15 protein-coding genes are annotated in these 17,236 nt (G+C 71.8%); 4 read left to right on the plus strand and 11 right to left on the minus strand.

Annotated elements, in window-relative coordinates:
• Positions 1-13 precede the first annotated feature (13 nt).
• From ABZ860_RS19265 to ABZ860_RS19275, 3 genes are read right to left on the minus strand one after another with little or no spacing between them, the layout of a single operon-like run.
• On the minus strand, positions 14-316 hold the full coding sequence (locus ABZ860_RS19265) for a hypothetical protein (RefSeq protein ID WP_357221865.1): 303 nt from the start codon (positions 314-316) through the stop codon (positions 14-16).
• A gap of 8 nt (positions 317-324) precedes the next feature.
• Positions 325-906: a hypothetical protein gene (locus tag ABZ860_RS19270; protein ID WP_357221867.1), complete on the minus strand. Its 582-nt coding sequence runs from the start codon at positions 904-906 to the stop codon at positions 325-327.
• A complete protein-coding gene (locus tag ABZ860_RS19275) occupies positions 903-2,984 on the minus strand; it encodes a hypothetical protein (protein ID WP_357221868.1) in 2,082 nt (693 codons plus the stop codon). The genes ABZ860_RS19270 and ABZ860_RS19275 overlap by 4 nt, the downstream gene beginning before the upstream one ends.
• A gap of 122 nt (positions 2,985-3,106) precedes the next feature.
• On the opposite strand from ABZ860_RS19275, the gene ABZ860_RS19280 reads away from it, so the two are divergent.
• The gene (locus tag ABZ860_RS19280) at positions 3,107-4,879 is read left to right on the plus strand and encodes a glycoside hydrolase family 15 protein (RefSeq protein WP_357221870.1); all 1,773 of its coding nucleotides are present in this window, start codon (positions 3,107-3,109) and stop codon (positions 4,877-4,879) included.
• Here the strand turns inward: ABZ860_RS19280 and ABZ860_RS19285 are convergent.
• The 3 genes from ABZ860_RS19285 to ABZ860_RS19295 form a co-directional block, all read right to left on the minus strand.
• Positions 4,861-5,754 carry a GNAT family N-acetyltransferase gene (locus ABZ860_RS19285; protein ID WP_357221872.1) on the minus strand — a complete coding sequence of 298 codons (894 nt, stop codon included), beginning with the start codon at positions 5,752-5,754 and terminating at the stop codon, positions 4,861-4,863. The two genes, ABZ860_RS19280 and ABZ860_RS19285, sit on opposite strands and share 19 nt — an antisense overlap.
• Before the next feature lie 95 nt (positions 5,755-5,849).
• Positions 5,850-6,755 (minus strand): hypothetical protein, encoded by a 906-nt coding sequence (locus ABZ860_RS19290; RefSeq protein ID WP_357221874.1) that lies wholly within the window; start codon positions 6,753-6,755, stop codon positions 5,850-5,852.
• A 43-nt stretch (positions 6,756-6,798) separates the two neighbouring features.
• Positions 6,799-7,761, minus strand: a complete 963-nt coding sequence (locus tag ABZ860_RS19295) for an LD-carboxypeptidase (protein WP_357221876.1) — start codon at positions 7,759-7,761, stop codon at positions 6,799-6,801.
• A 31-nt stretch (positions 7,762-7,792) separates the two neighbouring features.
• Here ABZ860_RS19295 and ABZ860_RS19300 point away from each other — a divergent pair, with 31 nt between their 5' ends.
• A complete protein-coding gene (locus ABZ860_RS19300) occupies positions 7,793-8,671 on the plus strand; it encodes a sulfotransferase (protein WP_357221878.1) in 879 nt (292 codons plus the stop codon).
• Positions 8,672-8,679: 8 nt separating this feature from the next.
• Here the strand turns inward: ABZ860_RS19300 and ABZ860_RS19305 are convergent, their stop codons facing one another.
• The 5 genes from ABZ860_RS19305 to ABZ860_RS19325 all read right to left on the minus strand — a co-directional run bounded on the left by ABZ860_RS19305 (position 8,680) and on the right by ABZ860_RS19325 (position 14,560).
• Positions 8,680-10,566 carry an ABC transporter ATP-binding protein gene (locus ABZ860_RS19305; protein WP_357221880.1) on the minus strand — a complete coding sequence of 629 codons (1,887 nt, stop codon included), beginning with the start codon at positions 10,564-10,566 and terminating at the stop codon, positions 8,680-8,682.
• Between the two features lie 151 nt (positions 10,567-10,717).
• Positions 10,718-11,572 carry an enoyl-CoA hydratase/isomerase family protein gene (locus ABZ860_RS19310; protein WP_357221882.1) on the minus strand — a complete coding sequence of 285 codons (855 nt, stop codon included), beginning with the start codon at positions 11,570-11,572 and terminating at the stop codon, positions 10,718-10,720.
• A 201-nt stretch (positions 11,573-11,773) separates the two neighbouring features.
• On the minus strand, positions 11,774-11,989 hold the full coding sequence (locus ABZ860_RS19315) for a helix-turn-helix domain-containing protein (RefSeq protein WP_030507271.1): 216 nt from the start codon (positions 11,987-11,989) through the stop codon (positions 11,774-11,776).
• A gap of 115 nt (positions 11,990-12,104) precedes the next feature.
• Entirely contained in the window at positions 12,105-13,703 is a 1,599-nt protein-coding gene (locus ABZ860_RS19320) for an ABC-F family ATP-binding cassette domain-containing protein (protein ID WP_357221883.1), read from the minus strand.
• A gap of 149 nt (positions 13,704-13,852) precedes the next feature.
• Positions 13,853-14,560, minus strand: a complete 708-nt coding sequence (locus ABZ860_RS19325; protein ID WP_357221884.1) for an acVLRF1 family peptidyl-tRNA hydrolase — start codon at positions 14,558-14,560, stop codon at positions 13,853-13,855.
• Between the two features lie 118 nt (positions 14,561-14,678).
• Here ABZ860_RS19325 and ABZ860_RS19330 point away from each other — a divergent pair, with 118 nt between their 5' ends.
• Entirely contained in the window at positions 14,679-16,040 is a 1,362-nt protein-coding gene (locus ABZ860_RS19330; protein WP_357221886.1) for an EAL domain-containing protein, read from the plus strand.
• A 167-nt stretch (positions 16,041-16,207) separates the two neighbouring features.
• The gene (locus tag ABZ860_RS19335; RefSeq protein WP_357221888.1) at positions 16,208-17,200 is read left to right on the plus strand and encodes an aldo/keto reductase; all 993 of its coding nucleotides are present in this window, start codon (positions 16,208-16,210) and stop codon (positions 17,198-17,200) included.
• The last annotated feature ends 36 nt before the right edge of the window (positions 17,201-17,236 follow it).

Raw genomic sequence — 17,236 nt, forward strand, 5'->3', positions numbered from 1 at the left:
CCCGCTCGCGGTCTCACGGCAGGTCGTACCGGTTCCTGATGGACCTGGCCTCCTCCTCCGTCACCTCCGGCGGGGTCCGGGCCAGCGCCTGCCGCAGGTCCGACAGGATCCGGTCACCAGAACCACGCACCCGCGACCGGTGCTGAGCGAACTCCGCGTCGAAGCGCCGCGCCGCCGGCCCGGTCCACACGGTGCCGTTGTGGAAGAACAGGTACGGTCCCTCGACGGCCTTCTCGATCTCCTCGACGAGAGGCTCAGCCGTCCGCAGGGCCTCACGCAGCGCCAGATACAGTGGATTGGGCACCAGCGCGGCCATGACGCCGATCAGCCCTTCCCGGAAACAGACGGGCTCGCCGACGGGGCGCTCGCATCCGTGATCAGCTTGGGCGCGATCAGCTTCATCAGCGCCATCACATCCCCCGCGTTGTCCCGCCCCTCGACGCCTGCGGCCAGCCTGATGGCGAGTTCCGCCCTGCCTCGTACCAGAAGTGCGAAGGCATCGGTACGTCCGCTGCCCGGGCTCTTGTAATAGCAGCCCGTCGCTCCCGGCACGATCTCGGGCAGCGGCGTCGCTCCGTCCTCGATCTGGTCGTCGACCTCACCCTGGTAACCGTCCGGTGCGAGGCCGACCTCCAGCACCTTCAGCCGGTCGCCCCCGTTCCGGTACAGGATGCAACTGCCTTCACCGATGCCTCCTGCGCTTGCCAAATCGAAACCTCCCCGCACGTGCGGGTTCACAACGCCCGTCATGAGCTGTACCGCCTTCAGCGGGATGTGCCCGCAGACGTAGGGAGCCGTCGCGGCAGTGGGCATCGGGGTGCGGTCGATGGTCCGCTCGTCGCGCCGGCAAGCGGCGAGCGGCAGCACACAGAGCACGGCGAGCGTCAGCGCAAGACCCCTTCTCATGCGGCGTATTGCGCGAAGGCGTTCGCGAACCCCTGGTCGAGCCGTACTTCCACGTCTCGCCATGGCTTTCCGGATGGCCCGTCGTAGAGCCAACGTTCATAGGCTTCAAGCCTGCGGTACTTGTCGGTGCTGTTGGTCGCCGTCTTGTCGACCATCTCGTCGATGGTCATGAGGGTTCGACCGTCGTCCTTGAGAAAGTTGTTCGGATTCGCACGCGGGTCGTCTCCCTTTCCCAGCCCCTCCAGCGTCGCCCAGGGGTGGGTCTTCGCGGGAGGATCCGCAGAGCCGAACAGGCGGTGCTTGAGCATGGCTTGTGCGGTCAGGTCGTGCAGCAGGATCCGGGCCTTGTCCACTGCGGCATTGGCCTCGCTGCGGGCCTTGCTCTCCGCGTCGCCCTTCGCCATATCCTCGACAAGGCCCGTCCACGCGCCGGCCACACCGGATGCGATCGACCAGCCTGCCGCCTGAGGAACGGCGAGTCCGGTGTTGACGACGGCCGTGAAGATCTTCATGTTCCGCTCCTGCGCCTCGTCCATGTTCTTGCCCTCTTCGATCTTGGCCAGTCCGGCGGCATCGGTGATCAGTCCGAAGCCCGATCCCACCAGCTTGGCGCTCGCGAAGAGCGCGTCGCCGTCATCTCCCGCGGCCATCTTCGCAGCGGCCTCATCGAGCAACATGGCGGCGAACGCGGTCTGCGCCGTAGTGACATGGGCGAACGCCGAGGAATCCGCGAATGCCTCACGCATCACATGCTGCAACTCCTGCTTGTTGAACTGAGCACCCCACGGGTCCTTGCGAGGCGCGCCCGGGTTGTCTCCTCCGTGCACGCCGAGAGAGACCATGTCGTGTCCCGCCCTGGCCACGCGATCGATGTCGCTGATGTAGCCGGCGAGGATGCGGCCGGTGGTGACGGGTTTGAGGAGCGAGGGGCGGCCCGCGTCGATGCGTTCGGCCTCGATGTGCACGAACTCGGAGGTCAGCTTGGCCGACAGGTAGCCGCGGGAGGGGTCTTGCGGGGAGCCCTCGTGGTCGCGGAGTTTCAGCGTGGCGGCCTCGAGCGCCTCGCCCAGGGCCGTGCCGCCGTCGCCCAGCCCGCGTTCGGTCAGGAAGCGCCGCAGCATGGTCGGGTCGCCGGTGAAGAAGTCCTGCGCGGCGGCGGGATCGCGGCTCAGCGCCTCCATGACCGTGCGCATCACCCCGGGGTCCGAGCCGACCGGGAACTTGCTCATCTCACGGTCCCACGCGTCGAGCTTCCTGGCCACCGCCGTCAGGAACCCGGTGTCGTATTTGCCCTGCTTGAGGGCGAGTGCGACCGCCAGGCCGTCCTGCCAGCCCACCCGGAAGCCCGCGGTCAGCTCGTCGCGCCAGGCGTCGCCGAGCCGTCCGCTCGCGGTGCCGAGTGCCGACCCGAGAGCGGCCTGCAGCCGTTTCACCTTCTGGTCGCCGCCGCGCTCGACGGTCTGGGCCATGAGCCTGCGGAACCCGGTCGCGCCCAGAGTGGTCATCAGCGCGGTCGCGAACGCGGCGTCCCCTGTCCGTTTCTCCAGCGCCGCCAAGGTCCTTTCGTCCACCTCGCCGCCGGCGGCGGCCTGCGTCAGCGTCGTCACCGCGGCGTAGACGTCCGGATCGCGGCCGGCCCTGCCGTACAGGGCCTCGTCGAAGGCGCTCAGCCCGCCCGGGACTCCGGCCGAGGCGGCCCACTCCGTCTGCTCCGCGCGGATCGTCGCGCTGCGCCTGCGCAGGTCGGGACGGCCCGCCGCGATCCAGGTGCGCATCTCCCGTACGGCCGCCAGACCTGAGGTGTCGAGATCGAGGCCTCGCAGGGTTCGGTCGAGGACCTGCTCGTTGCGGCCGATCACGTCCTCGGCTCGGCCGAGCCATTTCTCGAATTCATCCATTGAAGCCGGATTTATCCCGGAATAGCCGCCACTAATTGCCGCGACCGGAGACGGCTGAGGCGCCGGCGAAGGCCGGGACGCGGGCGGTGCGTCTTTCGTGCTCACTGGCGTGGGCGGCGGCTGCGGGGCCGGCGACGGCACCGACGGCGGATGAGTCATGAGAACGGCGGACTCCAGCACGATCGGCGAAAAGCGGCAGACGCAAAGATTACGTTCGCGTCCCGCGTCAGTAAAGCCTTTCAATTCACAGGGCAATCCACCCGCGGATGAGAGGACGGCCCGCGCCCGGTAGCGTGACGGGCATGCGGATCGAGGACTACGCCCTGGTGGGCGACATGCAGTCGGCCGCCCTCGTCGGCCGGGACGGCTCGATCGACTGGCTGTGCCTGCCGCGGTTCGACTCCCCCTCCTGCTTCACCCGGCTGCTCGGCGACGAGAACAACGGCTTCTGGCGCCTGGCCCCCGCGGGACACGAGCAGGCCACCCGCCGCGCGTACGTCGAGGACACGCTCATCCTGGAGACCTTCTGGGAGACGCCCACGGGCGCGGTCAAGGTGATCGACTTCATGCCGCCCCGGCACGCCAACCCCGATCTCGTACGGATCGTGGAGGGCCTGTCCGGCACCGTGGAGATGACGACGGAGATCCGCATCCGCTTCGACTACGGCCGCATCGTCCCCTGGGTGCGCCGCAGAAGCGGGCACCTGCACGCCATCGGTGGCCCCGACTCGGTCTGGATCCACTCCGCCGTCCCGCTGCGCGGCGGCGACTACCGGCACGAGGCGACGTTCACGGTCGCCGCCGGGGAGCGCGTGCCGTTCGTGTTCACCTGGCACCCCTCCCACCAGCCGGAGCCGGAGCGGATCGACCCGCTGGAGCAGCTCGCCGACACCAGGCTCCTGTGGGAGGAGTGGGTCTCGCGCTGCGGTCACCGGGGTCCCTGGCGCGACGCCGTGGTCCGCTCGCTGATCACGCTCAAGGCGCTGACCTACAGCCCGACCGGCGGCATCGTGGCCGCGCCGACCACCTCGCTGCCCGAGCACCTGGGCGGTGTGCGCAACTGGGACTACCGCTACTGCTGGCTGCGCGACGCCTCCATGACGCTCGACGCGCTGACCGGCGCCGGATACGTCGAGGAGGCCGCGGCCTGGCGTTCCTGGCTGCTGCGCGCCATCGCCGGCCGCCCCGAGGACGTCCAGGTCCTGTACGGCGTGGCCGGCGAACGCCGCCTGCCGGAGATGACCCTCGACTGGCTGTCCGGCTACGAGAACTCGACGCCCGTGCGGATCGGCAACGGCGCGGCCACCCAGCTCCAGCTCGACATCTACGGGGAGTTCGTCGACGCCCTCTATCAGGCGCGCAAGCAGGGCATGGCGCCGGACGACCACGCCTGGGCCCTGGTCACGAAGGTCATGGAGTTCTTCGAGCACAACTGGGACCAGCCCGACGAGGGGCTGTGGGAGGTGCGCGGCCCCCGCCGTCACTTCGTCCACTCCAAGGTCATGGCCTGGGTAGCGGCCGACCGCATGGTCCGCGTCATCGAGGAGCTGGGCCGGCGCGGCGACGTGGAGCGCTGGCGCGCCCTGCGCGACCGCATCCACGCCGAGGTCTGCGACAAGGGCTACGACCCCGAACGCAACACCTTCACCCAGTCCTACGGCTCGCGCGAACTCGACGCCGCCCTCCTGCAGATCCCCATCGTCGGCTTCCTGCCCCCCGACGACCCCCGCGTCATCGGCACCGTCGAGGCCATCGAACGCGAACTCATGACCGACGGCTTCGTGCTGCGCTACCCCCTCGCGGAGGACAACCCCGTCGACGGCCTCCCCGGCGGCGAAGGCGCCTTCCTCGCCTGCAGCTTCTGGCTCGCCGAGGCCAGAGCCATGATCGGCCGCCACGACGACGCCGTCGAGCTGTTCGAACGCCTCGTCGCCCTGTCGAACGACGTCGGCCTCCTCGCCGAGGAATACGACCCAAGAGCAGGCCGCCAGCTCGGCAACTTCCCCCAGGCGTTCACCCACATCCACCTGATCCGCACGGCCCAGGCGCTGGCCCGCTACGCCGAGCGGCGGTAGCCGAGGCTCCTGGCGCACTCGCGCAGCCCGAGCGACCGGTACAGCCGGGCGGGCACCGGATAGGCGTCGTCGCCGCGCGGGCTCACCACGGCCCACCGTGCGCCCGCCCGTCGCGCCGCGTGCAGCGCGGCCAGGCAGACGGCCCGGGCGAGGCCGCGCCGGCGGTGGCCCGGGGCCGTGCCCGCCGGTTCGATCCGGGCGGCCCGGTTGGCCTCGTCCAGCCAGACCAGGCAGAACGCCGCGGCGCTCCCGTCCGGCGCCGCGGCGATCCAGTCCAGATCCGGCCGGTACGGCCAGGCCCGCCGGACCGCGCGGTAGCTCTCCTCGGTCACCCTGGACGGATGGAACGCCGCCCGGTGCGCGGCGACGCGCTGGGGTACGTCGGCGTCGCCCACCGCGCGCAGGCGGTATCCGGCGGGCGGGCTCGGCTCGGGCAGGCGGCCGGCCAGGTCCATGACCATGTGCACGAAGAAGGGGCCCTCGCCCGTACGGCGGTAGCCATGCCGGTCGAGCGCCGGGAACAGGTGCGTCTCGGTGCTGGAGACCGTGACCGTCCGGGCCGGCCCGGGTGCTGTCGCAGGTGCTGTCGCCGCGAACCAGTCCAGGACCTCGCCGGCCAGCGAGGGGTGCCGCGGATCGGCCGCCAGACCGAGGTGGCCGGAGTCGGCCCATCCCCAGGCCGCGGTCGCGCCGCCGGTGTCCCAGAGCATGGTCGGCCACTCGTGCTCCCTGCCCGTGTGCTGGAAGCGTTCCCAGGCCAGGTCGCCGACGTGCCACGTCGCTCCCGGCGACCACAACCGGCCGGCGAGGTCCTGCATGGCCCGCAGGTCCTCCGCCCCGGCGTAGGGCCTGCGGTCGAAGCGCGCGCTCGTCATGCCGGCCAGTCTCACTCCGGCCGGCGTGTCCCCGCACGTGATTTCCCGCGCGACGGCCCTCCTCGCCCTGCCTCGGCGCTCAGGCGGCCATCGGGCTACTGCTGGCCGGCGATGCGGGCGAGGAGCCGGGCGAACTCCGGCGGCGGCGCGACGACCAGCCGGGTCTGCCCGTCGTGGCTGATGAGGTCGGCCTGGATGCGGGTCAGCTTGCCCCGGCGCCACCAGTACACGTGGGGGCTGAGCCCGTCGGCCCGGCCGGCGTGCTCCCGGTGGGCGAAGATGCGCAGGCGCTCGATCGCGCGGACCACGCCGATGCCGGCCACCGGGTGCACCGCGACCATGCCGCGGTGCGGCAGCACGGCGAGCATGCCGTCCTCGGGCACGTGCATGTACGCCGTCAGGCGGCGCAGGTGGGCCGCCGCGCTGGGCGCGGTCAGCAGCGACACCTCGGTCCCGGCGAGGTCGAGCCGCGACACGGTGGGCCGCTCGTCGTTCAGGGCGTTGCCGACGGCCACGTCGAGCGCCTCGGCCGGCGGGATCGGCCAGCAGAACGCCTCCTCCGGCCGCACCGGACGGGCGCCGACGGTCAGCACCTCGATCAGGTCGGCGCTGAGGTGGCGGCCGATGATCCGGGAGGGGTCGGGGAAGGCCGGGTCGTCGGCGGCGTGGACCCGGGTGCGCAGCAGCGGCTTGATGGGCGTGAGGTTGCAGGCGTCGAACGGCTCGCCCGACACGGCGTGGGCCAGGTGCTCCGAGACCAGCATCGGCCAGTCCTCACGGGCACGGCGACCGGCCTCCCTGCGCAGGCCGACGAGGTTCACCACCCGCTCGCGCTCGGGCGAGGACAGCGTCAGCGACGTGCCGTCGGCCGCGAACGCGCAGGTATAGCCCATGGTCTCGGCGACCAGGGCCAGCAGGGAGTCGAGATCGACGTCCTCGACGGCTCTCGGGGCGGGATGGTCCGGCCGCGTCCGGCTGAGCAGTCGCCGCAAGAGTCCCAACGCACCATCCCTTCGCCACGGCCCGGGCGCATCCGGGCGCGTCTCAGGTTGCCGCGTCAGAGTCGCGGAAGGTGCCCGCGACAGAGCACGATTCGGTCACAATAGCCACATTCGTCTCCAACCACATCGGCATCTGTGGTGCGCCGTGGCCGACGGGCAGGCCCGCGACGGTCGGCACTCCCAGCGGGGCCAGGAGTTCGGCCAGCACGGGCAGCGGGTCGCCGCACTCCACCCACGATCCCAGCACGATGCCCGCCACGCCGTCGAGACACCCGGCCTGGAGCAGTTGCGTCACCATGCGGTCGATCCGGTACGGCTCCTCGGTGACGTCCTCCAGCAGCACGATACGGCCCCGCGCGCGCAGCGCGTACGGCGTGCCGCACAGGGCGGCGAGCAGGGCGAGGTTGCCCCCGGTGAGCCGGCCCTCGGCCCGGCCCGGCACGATCACCCGGTCGCCCGTCACCGGCGCGGGCGTGCCGCCCTCGAACAGAGCCTCGCGCAGCTGGGCGAAGGTGACCGGCTCCGGCCCCTCAGGCTCGCTGATCGCCGCCGTGGCCGGCATGGGCCCGAACAGCGTCGCCAGGCCCAGCCGGTCGGCGAAGGCCCGGTGCAGCGCGGTGATGTCGCTCGACCCGAGCAGGATCTTCGGACCGGCCGCCGCCATGGCGTCCCAGTCGAGCAGCCCGAGCAGCCGGGTGGTGCCGTAACCGCCTCTGGCGCAGATGACCGCCGCCACCCCGGGATCGCACCACGCGTCCTGGAGGTCGGCCGCCCGTGCGGCGTCCGGCCCGGCCAGGTAGCCCTCCCGCGCGAGGATCGACGCCCCGTGCACGACCCGCAGCCCGAGCCCGGTCAGGACCTCGGTGCCGCGCTCCAGCCGTGCGGGATCGACGGGGCCGGCCGGCGCGACAAGCGCGACGGTGTCGCCGGGCCGCAGCCGCCGGGGCAGCCTCGGGACCGTTACCGAGGCGTCACCGCCCGCCCCTCCCGGGAAGCGCTCGCTCACCCTTCAAAGGGTGTCAGACTTAGCGGTATCTATGCGACCTCCGACGCACATCCTCGTGGTCAACGGTGTCAAGGTCCGCCGTCCGGTGTTCGTTGTCGCGGCGCCGCACTCCGGCGCGGACCTGCTGGGCCGTGCCCTCAAGCGCTCGCCCGGCTTCCACGTGACCATGGGCAGGGGCCCGGTGGCCCGGGTCGTCTACGCCTTCGCCAGGAGACCGTCGATCGCCCGCAGCGGCGGCGCTCCGCAGGTGCTGCGCGACGTGCTGGCGGAGGCGTGGCAGGTGGTCCCGGCGGCGTGCGCGGAGTGCACGACCGCCTGCCGGGAGGCGGGCGGCATCGTCGGCGCGGGGCCCTGCGTCGGGCAGGGCGCGCTGTCCCGGTTCGGCGACGCCAGCCCCGACCTGCTCTACAGCGCGCCGGTGCTGCTGCGGGCGTTCCCCGACGCCCGGCTCATCCAGATCATCCGCGACGGCCGTGACGTGGTCGCCGACATGCTCGCCGATCCGGCCTGCATGACCTGGGTCAAGCCCCACATGCTCAGCGAGGACGCCGAGTTTCCCAATCCGTTCCTCGGTGTGCGCTCGGCCGAGCACCGCGACCGCTGGGCCGGGATGCCGCCCGCGGGCAAGTGCGCCCTGCGCTGGCGCGGCGCCGTACGGCTGAGCGCCGCCCTGCGCCACGAGCTGCCCGGCGAGCACCTGCTCACCCTGCGGTACGAGGACATGGTGGCCGCGCCGGGAGAGGCGATCGAGGCGGTGTCGTCCTTCCTCGAGGCCAAGATCTCGACGATCGCGCTGTACGGCGCGACGATCCCCCGGCCGGGAAGCTGGCGCAGGCGGCTGTCGGCCGAGGACGCCGAACTGGTGGAGAAGGTCGCCAGGGAGGAGCTCACCCGCCTCGGCTACCGCTGAGGACCGTTTCAGGAACCGCCCGGGCCCGAGCCGGTGAACTGGGTGCGGTAGAGCTCGGCGTAGGCGCCGCCCCGCTCCAGCAGCTCCTCGTGCCGGCCGCGCTCGACGACCCGGCCGTCCTCGACCACCAGGATCGTGTCGGCCTCGCGGATGGTCGACAGCCGGTGGGCGATCACCAGCGACGTCCTGCCCAGCAAGGCGGTCTTCAACGCCTGCTGCACCGCGGCCTCGGACTCCGAGTCCAGGTGGGCGGTCGCCTCGTCCAGCACCACCACCCGCGGCGCCTTCAGCAGGAGCCGGGCCAGGGCGATGCGCTGCTTCTCCCCTCCCGACAGCCGGTAGCCGCGGTCGCCGACGACCGTCTCCAGCTCCTCCGGCAGGTTCTTGACCAGGTCGGCGATCTGGGCCGCGCGCAGGGCCTCCCAGATCTCCTCGTCGGTCGCCTCGGGACGGGCGTAGCGGAGGTTGTTGCCGATCGTGTCGTGGAACAGGTGGGCGTCCTGCATCACCACTCCCACCGTGTCCCTGATGCCGTCCAGGGTGGCGTCGCGGACGTCCACGCCGTTGATCCGGACGGCGCCCTCGTCCACGTCGTACAGCCGGGACACCAGTTGGGTGATGGTCGTCTTGCCCGCGCCCGAGTGGCCGACGAGCGCCACCAGCTCGCCCGGGCGCGCGGTGAACGACACGCCCTTGAGCACCTCCTGCGAGGGCCCGGTGTCCGGGCGGGCCACCGACTCGAGCGACGCCAGCGACACCTCGGAGGCGGCCGGGTAACGGAAGCGGACGTCGTCGAACTCGATCGTGACCGGCCCCTCGGGGATCGGCCGTGCGTCCGGCTTCTCCGCGACCATCGGCTTGAGGTCGAGCACCTCGAAGACCCGGTCGAAGCTCACCAGCGCGGTCATCACGTCCACGTGGACGTTCGACAGGCTGGTCAGCGGGCCGTACAGGCGCATGAGCAGGGACGACTGGGCGACCAGGGTGCCGAGCGCGAAGGCCCCGGAGATCGCGAGCACGCCGCCGAGGCCGTAGACGAGCGCGGTCGCCAGCGCGGCGACCAGGCCGAGCGCGATGCGGAACACCGTGCCGTACATGGCGACGATCACGCCCACGTCGCGGACCCGGCCCGCGCGCTCGGCGAAGTGCGCCGCCTCGTCGTCCGGCCTGCCGTAGAGCTTGGTGACCATGGCCCCGGCCACGTTGAACCGCTCGGTCATCACCGAGCTCATCTCGGCGTCGAGCTGCATCTGCTCGCGGGTCAGCGCGGACATCCGGCGGCCGACCCACTTCGCCGGGAAGATGAAGATCGGCAACAGGACCAGCGCGACCAGCGTGACCTGCCACGACAGCACGAGCATGGTGCCGAGCACCATGACCAGGCTGATGACGTTGGACACCACAGACGACAGGGTGCTGGTGAGGGCCCGCTGCGCCCCGATGACGTCGGTGTTCAGCCGGGAGACCAGTGCGCCGGTCTGCGCGCGCATGAAGAACGCCACCGGCATCCGCTGCACGTGGTCGAAGACCTCGGTGCGCAGGTTGTAGATCAGGCCCTCGCCGATGCGGGCGGAGAACCACCGCTGCACCAGGCCGAGCCCGGCGTCCAGCACGGCGAGCGCTCCGATCGCCACGGCGAGCCACACGACGACGTCGACCCGCTTGGGGGTGATGCCGTAATCGATGATCGCCTTCATCAGCAGCGGGTTGGCGACCACGATGACCGCGTCGACCACGACCAGCGCGAGGAAACCGGCGATCTGGGTGCGGAACGGCCGGGCGTAGCCGGCGATGCGCCGGACGGTCCCCGGCGCGAGCCGCTCCTTCGTCACGGAGCTGTCACGCCGTAAGGACCGCATCACCTGAAGGCCGTAGCCCCCGTTCATCATCGACATATGCCGTACATCCTCCCAGCCGTGCAGCAGTGGGAGGACTCCCCCGATTCCCCCGTCAGCTCGAAGCGAACAGCACGTATCAGTTCGCCCCGGACACCGACCCTAGTTCGCCCCGGACAGTGACCCTCGGTTCGGCTCCGGACAACGACCCTCAGCTCGCTCCGAACAGTGCCCGGATGCGCGTCACCTGCTCGGCCCGCTCGGCGGCGGCCTGCTCCTCCAGTGTGCGTCCCGGCGCGGCCTGCAGCAGCCGCTTCGTGGCGGCCGCGGCGGCGCGGTTCGTCGACAGCAGCGCGGCGGCCAGGTCGTCCACGGCCTGGGCCAGCTCGGACACGGGCACCGCGATCTCGGCCAGGCCGAGCCGTACGGCCTCGGCCGCCCCCACGGTACGCGCGGTCAGGCACATCTCGATGGCCCGGGGAACCCCCACGATGTCGGCCAGGGGCTTGGTCCCGGTCAGGTCGGGAACCAGCCCCAGCGCGGGCTCTTTCATGCAGAACTTCACGTCGTCCGCGACGACACGCAGGTCGCACGCGAGTGCGAGCTGGAAGCCCGCCCCGATCGCGTGGCCCTGCACGGCCGCGATCGACACGATCTCCGGCCTGCGCAGCCACAGGAAGCCCTTCTGGGCCTCAGCGATCCGCTGCTCGAACTCGGTGTCGCCGAGCGCGGCGGCGCTCGCGAACGATCCCTGCCCGGGCACCCCCTCGGGCCCGAACATGCGCAGGTCGATCCCGGCTGAGAAGGACGGCCCCTCGCCTCTGACCACGACCACTCTCACCTGCTCCGGAAGGGTCTCCCCGATCCGGGCCAGGGCCGACCATGTCGCGAACGTCTGCGCGTTGCGCTTGTCCGGCCGGTCCAAAGTGACGGTCGCGATCTCGCCGTCCACCTCGAAGCGCACTCCGACCTCGGCCGGCGCGGCCGCCGAGATCGTCGACACATCGGAGCCGTCGCCCGTCTCACGGGCGTGCTCCAGATTCCCCCCCATTGCCGCTTCCGCCATGCCCTGCTCCTGCGTCCGTCGCGGAGCGGCGTCGCCTCGCACGGCCGGTCCGGTGCGGCGCACCGTCCGTGCCGGGCGTCCGCCCTCCTGTTCATCCCGCGGTCGCGCCCGAGCTTACCGAATAACGTTCTGGCGAGTCGGACGCGACCGCTCCTCCTGCAGGAACGAGCGGCTGCGGTCGCGCGTCTTTGAGGTGGATCTCTAGCGCTTGGACTTGCCCCGGGTCGCGCCGCCGCGCCCGCGCAGAGTCACCCCGGACTCGCTCAGGATGCGGTGGATGAACCCGTACGACCGGCCGGTGGAAGCAGCCAGAGCGCGGATGCTCTCACCCGCGGAATAGCGCTTCTTGAGATCGGCGGCCAGCTTTTCCCGGTCGGCCCCGGTCACCCGGGTGCCCTTCTTCAGAGTCTCGGCCACGAGTACCTCCTGTAGTGCCAGACTTCCGCAGCGTTACTTCAGCCCATGATCAGTCATTTCGACGGGATCGGCTACCTACTCCGCGGGAAAAGATCCCTACCCGCTCAAATTAAGATCAGGCAAGCGCCACAAGATCGGAAAATTCGTCGCTCCATGCGTCTTCTACTCCGTCTGGCAACAGAATCACCCTATCCGGCTTCAGCGCCTCCACCGCCCCCTCATCGTGCGTGACCAGCACAATCGCGCCCGTGTAGGAGCCGAGGGCGTCCAGCACCTGATCGCGGGAGGCCGGGTCGAGGTTGTTGGTGGGCTCGTCGAGCAGCAGCACGTTGGCGCTCGACAGCACCAGCGTCGCGAGGGCGAGACGGGTCTTCTCCCCGCCGGACAGGACCCCGGCGGGCTTGTCCACGTCGTCGCCGGTGAACAGGAACGACCCCAGCACCTTGCGCAGGTCGACGTCGGCCACATCGGGCCCGGCGGACCGCATGTTCTCCAGCACCGTGCGGTCGGCGTCGAGCGTCTCGTGCTCCTGGGCGTAGTAGCCCATCTTGAGCCCGTGGCCGGGCATGACCTCGCCGGTGTCCGGCTTCTCGATGCCGGCGAGCAGGCGCAGCAGGGTGGTCTTGCCCGCGCCGTTCAGGCCCAGGATGACGATGCGCGAGCCCCGGTCCACCGCGGCGTCGACGTCGGTGAACACCTCCAGTGAGCCGTACGACTTGGACAGGCCGCGGGCCGTCAGCGGGGTCTTCCCGCAGGGCGCGGGTTCGGGGAAGCGCAGCCTGGCGACGCGGTCGGAGCGCCGCTCGCCCTCCACGCCCGACAGCAGCCGCCGCGCGCGCCGCTCCATGTCCTGGGCCGCCTTGGCCTTGGTGGCCTTCGCCCGCATGCGGTCGGCCTGGGACAGCAGGGCGGACGCCTGCCGCTCAGCGTTGGCCCGCTCGCGCTTGCGCCGCTTCTCGTCGGTCTCCCGCTGGGCCAGATAGGCCTTCCAGCCGACGTTGTAGGTGTCGATCACGCAGCGGTTGGCGTCGAGGTGGAGCACCCGGTTTACCGTCGCATCAAGAAGGTTCACATCATGGCTGATGATCACCAAGCCGCCCTGGTGCGAGCGCAAAAAATCACGAAGCCAGCCGATCGAGTCCGCATCGAGGTGGTTTGTGGGCTCGTCAAGCAGGAGAGTCTCCGCTCCGGAGAAAAGGATGCGGGCCAGTTCCACCCGCCGCCGCTGACCGCCGGACAGGGTCTGCAGCGGCTGGCCGAGGACGCGGTCGGGCAGCCCGAGGCTGGAGGCGATCGACGCCGCCTCCGACTCCGCCGCGTAGCCGCCGAGGACGTGCAGCCGGTCCTCCAGGCGGCCGTAGGCGCGCACCGCCCGGTCGCGTACGCGCTGGTCGTCGGCCGCCATCCCGGCCTCGGCCTCGCGCAGTTCGCGGAGCACGTCGTCGAGGCCGCGGGCCGACAGGATCCGGTCGCGCGCCAGCACGCTCAGGTCGCCGGTGCGGGGGTCCTGCGGCAGATAGCCGACGCTGCCGGAGATCGTGACCGTGCCCGCGGCGGGCAGGCCCTCTCCGGCCAGGACCTTGGTGAGGGTGGTCTTGCCGGCGCCGTTGCGGCCGACCAGGCCGATCTTGTCGCCCGGGTTCACCCGGAACGAGGCGCCCTCGATGAGCAGGCGCGAGCCGGCGCGAAGTTCGATGTCGGTTGCGATGATCATGGTTAAGGGGACACTCCCGTAGGTGATGAGGTCAGGATCGGCGCCGGGAGCGATCAATCGGGAGCGCGCATGGGCTCAAGTGTAGTGCCGCCCCGCCTACCGCCGCCTGCGGCGAAACCCCCGCCCGCGTCCCGCCGCCGCGCGGCCGGTCAGGGGTCGAGCAGGCGGATCCGTACGGCGCGGAACAGTGCGGGGGCGCCCTCCAGGACCGCCGGCCGGGGGTCGGGGACGGTGAGGAAGGGGCCGGTCTCCAGGGCGAACAGCGGCGCGAGGCGCGGGTCGCGCCTGATCTCGTCGATCGAGCGCCGGTCCCCGCCGAGCACGACGGCCTCCAGGTCCGCGAGCCTCGGCAGGAGCACCCGGGCGGCCACGTCGGCGGCGGCCCGAAGCGCCTCGGCCGACTGCTTGTCCCTGCGCCGGGCGAAGCGCTGCTGCGACCACCCGCCCGCCGCGCTGCGGCCGTGGACCTGACGCGAGCCGGCCTTGCCCGTGACCAGGCGGGCGCCGGTGAAGACGCCGGCGGCGTGCCCGCCGAGCCGGGCCAGCAGCACTCCGACGGTCCGCTCACGGCACACGTGGGCCACCAGCGCCGCCGCGGGAGGAGGAAGGCGGAACCCGTCCTCGCGCCCGCCCTCGCCCTCGCGCCCGTCCTCGCCGTGGCGGGAGGGACGCAGCGGCGGGAACGGCACGTGGCACTCGGCGACCGCGCCGTCCGCGGCGTCGAGACGGACCAGGTCGGGCAGGACGACGGCCTCGATCGCGCCGTGCCGTTCGGCGAAGCGCCCGATCCATCCGGCGAGCCGCTCGGGAGCGACCGAGATCCGTCTGCCGCCTCCCGCGGCGGGGCCTGCCGTCATGGCTGATCAGCCTACTCGTGCACCCGTTTGCCGGATTCCGTCCAACTGACGGGGAAATATAGGTGAATTTCCTCCTGCGGGCGTCAACGTCGTGGGCCCGGCGTCCCACAATTCAATCGTGTCGCTCCCCTCCCCCTCGGCGGCGCCGCTCGCCGCGGCCCCTCAGCGCGTGCCGGCGCCCGGCTCGGCCCCGGCGACCCCGTTCCCCCCGGACAGCGGGCGGGAACACGCCCCGGCGGACACCGCGCGGGAACACGGCCCGGCCGACGTCGTGTGGGACCACGCCCCGGCGACCATGGTGCGGAGGTACACCCCTGCCGCCGCCCAGCCGCACGACCCGCGCGCGTACGCGCCCTCCTCGCCCGGCTTCCCCGGCCCGGCCGCCCCGCTCTTCCTCCCGGTGGTCGATCTCGACACCGGCGGCGCCGTGGCGATCGAGGTGATCGCCGAGGGCGCCTCCCCCGGCGGCCCGGGCGTGGCGGGCACGGTGAACGGCCTGCTGGCCGCCGCCCGCGAGGAGGCCCTGCTGCCGCTGGTCCTGCCGATCTCCGCCGCCGCCGTGGCCAGCGGGTCGGCCGGCCTCGCACCGCTGCACGAGGCCATGCGCATGTGCAACCGGCGTCCCCGCGAGGTCATCCTCGTCATCGAGGGCGATCTCGCGCCCGTGGAGCGCACGGCCCTGCTGTCCGGGATCGACGGGCTGCGCGCGGTGGGCTACCTCATCGCGTTCGGCGGGATCGGCACCGCGGCGCTGCCGCTCGACCTGCTCGCCGACGCCTCGCCGTACGTGATCGCGCTGGCCCCCGACCTGGTGGCGCGGGGACCGCGCGATCCCCGGCGCGGCGCGCTCGCGGAGTCGCTGGTCCGGCTCGCGCGCGGCGTCGGCGCGCACGTGCTCGCCCCGGGCGTGCGGGACGAGACGCAGCTGGCGGCGGTGCGCGGCTGGGGGATCCGGCTCGCGCAGGGTCCCCTGCTCGCGCCGTCCGACTGGCGGCCCTCCCACGGGTACAACCGCGTCCATGTGCCGCTGCCTGTGCCGGAGGCGGCCGCCGTCACCGCGTCGCTGGGCCCCCGGGTGCAGGAGCTCCTGCTTCCCGCGGTGACGCTGCCGGCCGAGGCGACGGCCGAGGAGGTCGTCGCCGTGCTGAGCGCCGAACCCTCGATCACGAGCGTGATCCTGGTGGACGAATACCAGCGGCCGCAGGGCAGCGTCGACCGCAGCCGGTTCCTGCTCTTCATGGCCGGGGCGTACGGCCACGCGCTGCACGCGAGGAAGCCGGCCGGCCGCCTGGCGGACCCCGCGAAGATCGTGGCCAAGACGACCCCGGTGGTCGCGGCCATGCAGGTGGCGGGCCGGGACAACGCCCGGGTGTACGACGACCTCGTGGTGGTCGACGAGGTCGGCAGGTGCATGGGCGTGGTGCGGGTCGGCGACCTGCTGCGGCACGCCGCCGACCTCCAGGCGCGCCCGGTTCGCTGAAGCCGCCGCACGCCCACCGCCGAGGGCGCGTTCGGCTGTCTCCAGGGGCAACGCGTACGGCAGCGTCGCCGCTTGGCGAACGACTTGCAACACCTATGTCGCAAGTTGTAGCTTCACTGCGTCCTTCTTGATGCGACCAGTGACGCCCCTTCGAGAGTGAGAAACACGTGGAGTACACCCGCCTCGGCCGCAGCGGCCTTTCGGTGTCCCGGATCGTCCTCGGCACGATGAACTTCGGCTCACGGACGTCCGAAGACGACAGTCACGCGATCATGGACCGTGCGCACGAGCACGGCGTCAACTTCTTCGACACGGCCGACGCATACGGCGCGCAGCAGGGTGAAGGCGTCACCGAGCAGATCATCGGCCGTTGGTTCGCCCAAGGCGGCGGCCGGCGCGACAGGACCGTGCTGGCCACGAAGGTCTATCAGCCGATGGGGAACCGGCCCAACGAACGGTTCCTGTCCGCTCTGCACATCCGGCGCGCGTGCGAGGCGTCACTCAGGCGGCTGCGGACCGACCACATCGACCTGTACCAGATGCACCACATCGACCGGAGCACGCCGTGGGAGGAGATCTGGGAGGCGTTCGGCGTCCTTCGCCAGCAGGGCAAGGTGCTCTACTTCGGCTCGTCCAACTTCGCCGGCTGGCACATCGCGCAGGCGCAGGAGGCCGCGCGGTCCCGCCACTTCCTCGGGCTCGTCAGCGAACAGTCCATCTACAACCTGATGTCGCGCTGGGCCGAACTGGAGGTGCTGCCCGCCGCGCGGCACTACGGGCTGGGGGTGATCCCGTGGTCGCCGCTGCACGGCGGAGTGCTCAGCGGCGTCCTGCGCAAGCAGCGTGAGGGGATCGCCGCCCGCAGCGGTTCGGGACTCTGGGCCGCCGCGCTGGCCGAGCACCGGGACTCCGTCGAGGCGTACGAGAAGTTGTGCGCCGAGATCGGCGAGGACCCGGCCCACGTCGGACTCGCGTGGCTGCTCGCGCAGGACGGGGTGACCGGACCGATCGTCGGACCGCGAACGGTCGAGCAGCTCGACGGCTCGCTGCGCGCACTTCGGATCACGCTCGACGACGGCACGCTCGCCAGGCTGGACGAGCTCTTCCCGCCTCCGGGGCCCAACGGAGCCAAGCCCGCGCCCGAGGCGTACGCCTGGTGACCACGGCCGGCCCCGCCTCGCCGGCAGTGCCGCGGG

It is taken from the genome of Microbispora sp. NPDC046973 (assembly GCF_040644495.1).
In the GTDB taxonomy this organism is placed as follows: domain Bacteria; phylum Actinomycetota; class Actinomycetes; order Streptosporangiales; family Streptosporangiaceae; genus Microbispora.